General features: G+C 41.5%; 4 protein-coding genes and 2 pseudogenes. All 6 read right to left on the reverse strand.

The genetic code is table 11. From position 1 onward, the window contains the following. Positions 1-1,210: 1,210 nt before the first annotated feature. A pseudogene (gene blaROB / locus JP36_RS11120) lies at positions 1,211-2,124 on the reverse strand (ROB family class A beta-lactamase). Positions 2,125-2,595: 471 nt separating this feature from the next. Continuing rightward, positions 2,596-2,784 carry an antitoxin VbhA family protein gene (locus JP36_RS11125; protein ID WP_005618527.1) on the reverse strand — a complete coding sequence of 63 codons (189 nt, stop codon included), beginning with the start codon at positions 2,782-2,784 and terminating at the stop codon, positions 2,596-2,598. An 8-nt stretch (positions 2,785-2,792) separates the two neighbouring features. Next, entirely contained in the window at positions 2,793-2,999 is a 207-nt protein-coding gene (locus JP36_RS11130) for a hypothetical protein (protein WP_005618528.1), read from the reverse strand. Positions 3,000-3,251: 252 nt separating this feature from the next. Then, complete coding sequence (locus tag JP36_RS12025; protein ID WP_011255122.1) at positions 3,252-3,734, reverse strand: MbeB family mobilization protein; 483 nt, start codon at positions 3,732-3,734, stop codon at positions 3,252-3,254. A 316-nt stretch (positions 3,735-4,050) separates the two neighbouring features. After that, positions 4,051-4,422: pseudogene (locus JP36_RS12030) on the reverse strand (relaxase/mobilization nuclease domain-containing protein); the annotation flags it as partial. Continuing rightward, a partial coding sequence (locus JP36_RS11140; RefSeq protein ID WP_039174720.1) for a MobC family plasmid mobilization relaxosome protein occupies positions 4,419-4,678 on the reverse strand: 260 nt, incomplete at its 5' end. The pseudogene JP36_RS12030 and the gene JP36_RS11140, both read right to left, overlap by 4 nt.

Consider the following 4,678-nt stretch of genomic DNA (forward strand, 5'->3'; position numbering starts at 1 on the left):
GTTCTAGGGCAACTTCCCGAACCCACTCCGCAAGCCTTGCTTTCGTTTTTCTCTCTAACAAGGCTTGATACTCGTTTTCGGTGAGCCTGATTTTTATCTCTTTCTCACGTTTCATAATGGTGTCCGTTCTTCTATTTTGACCGCTGAAAGCGGTCGGGGGTCAAGGGGGCAAAGCCCTTTTGCAAGGTCAAAAAGGAAACTCGAAGAGTACCCTTTTTGTGTCCTTGCTATTACAAAAGACAATAGTACACCAAAAGCCCCGAGAGTGATATATAAAAATCAGCGGAGCCGATAGGCGACTTCGTTTTATTAGGCGAACATCGTGAGCCTTTGAACCAATATAAAAATAAAAAAATTTATTATTAGGGAAGTGGTTATTGTGGGCGGTAGGTTTTTAGTGTTGGAAAGCTGTTGGAAAGCTCGTGGGTAACTCGAAGAGTTATCCATCAGCTTTTCAATGGCTTTTCAATACGACCCGCAGGGGAAAAACCGTTAAACCGTCCACATTAACCGCTGACCCAAAAAGAACGCTTTTTACTAAAAGATTTCTATTCGATTCTCAAATGTTGCGTGAATGGGGCAACAATAAAACGTTGTGGCGTTTATCAGGGTGGGAATTGCAGACTTAAACAATCAATTCCGCTGTATCCTTAAATCTCGCTTATCAGGTGTGCTTGTATTTCTTGGGGCTTTCGCCTTTCTAACCGTAGCACGAAACGGAGACAGAGCTTAATTTTCGTATTAAGAACGTTATCACTTCTACGCCTGTTTATTCTTCCGAAGTCCGAGCTGAAGACCGTCTAATTTAAGGTTTACGTTTCTTGTTTACGTCGTTGAATGGTTTTTTGGTAGTAGGGACGCTTCGCAATCTCTTGCATTACTAGCTACCCTTTGCTATGATTAGATTGTTAACGTCTGGATCATAGCAAAGAACGTACTGATACAGATTATAGGAAAAGGGATCGAATGTCAAAAGTTCGATCCCTTTTTCTTTTCTAAAGCATTGGTATTAAAGGCTTTAAGGTGTATTTTATTAAAATCTGTACACCTTTGTGAAAATCCATACACCTTTCTTACCGTGTAATTTTATGAAAATTCGTGCACCTTTCTGCTAACGCCCTGCGGTTGTTAGACTAAAAAAGCCATTGAAAGCAAGTTTCAACGGCTTTTTCAGCCCTAAATTTTCACTTTTTCTAACAAAATGAATTTGTTAGTTGAGCTGTAAAGTATGAAATACTTGCTTTGCTGCATCTTCTACTAATTTATTGTTGAATTTGGCTTCTTCGGTAAATTGCGTACTCATGATTGCCATCACAATCGGTTTGCGATTTGGTATGCGAACCACCGCAATATCATTGCGTACACCATATTTACCCGCCCCGCTTTTATCGTACACTTTCCACGATGTTGGCGTAGCAGCGCGAATCAATGGATTGCCTGTTGCGTTATTGTCCAACCAATTCCACAAAATCGTTTTTTGCGATTCGGTTAATGTGTTGCCCAATAAATACGCATTTAAATTCATCGCCATTTGTTTGGGTGTACTCGTATCACGAATATCGTTGGGTTTGGCTTGATTTAAATCGGGTTCTAGCCGATTGGTATGGGTTACGTTATCGCCTAATTGTCGCAAAATACGTTGATATTGTTCCACGCCACCCAATTCTTTGAGCAGCAAATTGGTCGCGCTGTTGTCGCTAAACCGCACGGCTGCTTCACATAATTGGGCAATCGTCATGCCTTTGCCAACGTATTTTTGGGTTTCGGGAGAATAACTAACCAAATCTTTTTGGCTATATGAAATGGTACGATTTAAATCTTTTTCAGGCAGCGATTGCAACACCGCCCCAGCCAACAACGCCTTGAAAGTGGACGCATAAGCAAAGCGTTCATCTGCACGATAAGACAAAGAATGTCCCGTTTCTGTATCCCATACATAAACGCCAATTCGGGCTTGATACTGCTGTTCCAAATTCGCCAAAGTCTGTTGAAAGGTGGCTTGTGTGATTGTTGCACAGGCGCACTAGCAGGCTGCGGATTAGACGTTACCGAATGAACAGAATTGGGCGAACAAGCCGTTAATGTCAGCAATAATAATGTGCCGATTTTTAACTTATTTAACATAAATTATCCTTTGATTTTACTAAATAAATTTCTTTTCAGGCAGCCTGAAACGTACATTGCGCGGAAATTCGGATAATTTGTTTGTAGAACAAAAAAACAGATTTTGGCGAATTTAAGCGCAAAAGTCTAGCAATTTAGCCCCGAATAAAACAAAACCGCCTTGTTAGGCGGTTATGTGTTAAAATCACTTTCGCACTATGGCGGCGGCTCGCACTACCGTTCATAGTGTGAGCCTAGTCGCTTAGCCTTATAGTGCTAAGGGGGTGATTTATGTGAAAACATCAGAAATTATTACTCTGATCATCTTGCTAACACTGTTAGCGTGGGCGGTAAGTACAAAAGTACTAGCTATGCTTGATGTACTTATCATCGTTTTAAATAAATTAGCCTAACGGCTAGGAAGGGAATAGGGTAGCAACCTGTTCCCGACCTTTCCCATTGTATGCCCTATCCCCTGATTTTTCAAGTTATCTACTTTTCAAATAATCTTATTCTTAATTCGTCTAGAGTTTTAATTTCTCCAGAAACATATTTTTTCAGTAATACTTCACATTCTTTAGATGGATATTCCCCTTCTAATGCAAAACTGGCTAAGGCGTTTTTTATATGAAATTCCCGTCTAGCTAAAATTTCAGGTGTTAATTTTTCATCATCTTGCATAAATCCCCCTAAAATTTATATTTATTAAATTTTTCTCTCACTAACTTAGAAAGTTCTTCGTAGTCAATTTCTTCTGGTTTAAGAGCGTATAGCTTGTTACGCAAGCCTGCTAATAACTCGCTATCTTCGTTTCTACCACCTGTTTGAGCCACGATTAAGCCGAGTGTTTGAGAAATACCATTTATTAAACTGTCTTTTTCCATAAGTGTTGCCATAATTCTCCCCCTTGTTTTATCTGCTCATACCCCTGCTTTGTCTTTTGCGTTGAGATATTACCGTTTCAAGCTGTTTATTAAACTCTGTAATGTCGTTAATTGCTCGCTGATTTCGTTGTACTGTTGAATGATCAAGGCGTTTTCGGCTCGCAAGCTCTCTAATTCTTTCGATAATTTCACTCGCTCTGTTTCTTGCTGTTCTAGCAAGGTTTTCAAGGTTTTCTCGTAAAGTAGTTCTAGTTCGGTCGTCATTTATTTTTTCCCCTGTTTCTTGGTTTCGTGGATTTCGATTACTTTCAGGTTCTCGCCCCACGTTGAGTTGATAAAATCCTTGTCCACTGCTACACAAGGCTTTATCCCTTTCTCCGTTTTGCAAGTTGATAGCTTGATCCCCCCACTCTGCTCTTTGGCTATCTCGGCTGAATTTTGCCATTCGGTCATCTCTTGATAGGCGTTCTTCGCCTGCCACGTCAAAACGCCTGCGGTTATGGCTATCAAGGCTAATATCGTCAAGGCGATTAGGGTCGGCAAGCGATACATTCTCACGGTATTTTTTATCAATTTCGCCTGCTCGATTTGGATATTTTCGGCTAAATTGTTCCCTGCGTGCTGTAACTGCTGTATCAAGTTTTGCTCGTGCCGTTTGATAGCGTTCTGCACTATCTCGCTTGTACTCTCTAGCTCTTTCTGTGATGTCTGCTGAAAGGTCTGTGCTAAATCTAAAATCTTGCTCATAGAAAGCCCCTTTTAATCTTAAATTCTGTCCGTCAGTCTTGATTGATAGGTTTTTTGGCGTAATGCGTGCAATTTCAAAACCTGCACGTTCTAGGGCATTTATAACGTCCTGTCGGTCGTTTATCTGCCCTGCGTTCGCTAAAGCTGTTAAACCGTCCGTAATCGCCTGTAAAGCCTGTTTTTTATCGGTTGGTAGGTCTTTGCGGTCAATCAGGTTTTTTTGCTTTATAGGGTTGTTTGGGTCGCTTAGGCTGTATTCGTGGTTGATTACCTGCTTGAAGTTTTCAGCAAGTGGGCGGTCTGCCCTGTCGTAGTAGGGTTGTAGGCGTTTTCCGCTTGTCATCTCTACGTTTGGGATAACGAAATTCAGCTCAAGCCTGCCTTTGTCGGTGTGTTGTACCCACGCAATGTTATATTGTTCAGGCTCAAGCCCTGCAAACATTGCCTTTTCAAAGCGTGCCATAATCTCACGCTTTTGTATTTCGGGTAGGTCGCTTTCTTCAAAAGACAAGCAACCTGCGGTGTAAGTGTTATTAAAATCAAGACTATCAGCAATACTTTGTGATAGTCGGGGATCGCCCTGCAGGATTTGGGCGGTGTCGTCAGGCTTATTTAGTAAATAGTCCACGCAAGCCTTGCAACTACTAGCTTTTCCCTTACCGTGTTTCTTAAAAAATTTAACGATCATAGGCTCAATTCTCGCAATTTTTTGAGATTTTTTTCAATTTCTCGCAAGGTCGCCAACACGCTAACAAGGTCAATGCTCGGCTTTTGACTGTTGCATTGTCGGGCGATTTGGTTCAGGTTTACGCCTATGCGGTTCAGCTCGAACAGTAACGCAGGGTCGATTACTTTCGGCTGTCGCTTAGGTTGCTGTTCTAGGGCAACTTCCCGAACCCACTCCGCAAGCCTTGCTTTCGTTTTTCTCTCTAACAAGGCTTGAT

It is taken from the genome of Gallibacterium genomosp. 1 (assembly GCF_000771875.1).
GTDB lineage: Bacteria > Pseudomonadota > Gammaproteobacteria > Enterobacterales > Pasteurellaceae > Gallibacterium.